This is a genomic window from Thalassotalea sp. G20_0, from assembly GCF_017744175.1.
In the GTDB taxonomy this organism is placed as follows: Bacteria; Pseudomonadota; Gammaproteobacteria; order Pseudomonadales; family Endozoicomonadaceae; genus Endozoicomonas.
This window is the reverse complement of sequence record NZ_JAGHQV010000542.1, coordinates 1-514: the sequence shown is the minus strand read 5'-3', so window position 1 is coordinate 514 and position 514 is coordinate 1. Positions and strand designations below refer to the sequence as shown.

Genomic DNA, 514 nt, shown 5'->3' with positions numbered 1-514 from the left:
ATCCGGAGCCCGCGAGCAGAAGAAAGCCAACATCTACAAAGCAAAAATCACCCGTGTTGAGCCCAGCCTGGAAGCCGCGTTTGTGGACTTTGGCGCAGAGCGACACGGCTTCCTGCCCTTAAAAGAGATCTCCCGGGAATACTTCGTCGGCCATACTGGTGGTCGTCCCAACATCAAGGATGTCATTAAGGAAGGCACCGAGGTTATCGTTCAGGTAGATAAGGAAGAGCGTGGCAACAAAGGTGCCGCCCTGACCACACTGGTCAGCCTGGCTGGCCGCTACCTTGTGCTGATGCCCAACAACCCCCGGGCCGGTGGCATCTCACGCCGCATTGAAGGCGATGAGCGTGCCGAGCTTCGTGAGGCCATGAGCAAGCTGGACATCCCGGCCGAGATGGGCGTCATCGTTCGCACAGCTGGCCTTGGCCGTTCAACAGAAGACCTTCAGTGGGATCTGGACTATCTCCTGCAGCTCTGGAACTCCATCAAAGATGCTGCCGATAAAAATCCCGCA

General features: G+C 57.2%; 1 protein-coding gene. It reads left to right on the top strand.

Annotated features, from left to right (window positions below; genetic code table 11):
• Window positions 1-514: ribonuclease E/G (locus J7438_RS27460; RefSeq protein ID WP_209279171.1), on the top strand; the 514-nt coding region annotated here is incomplete at both ends.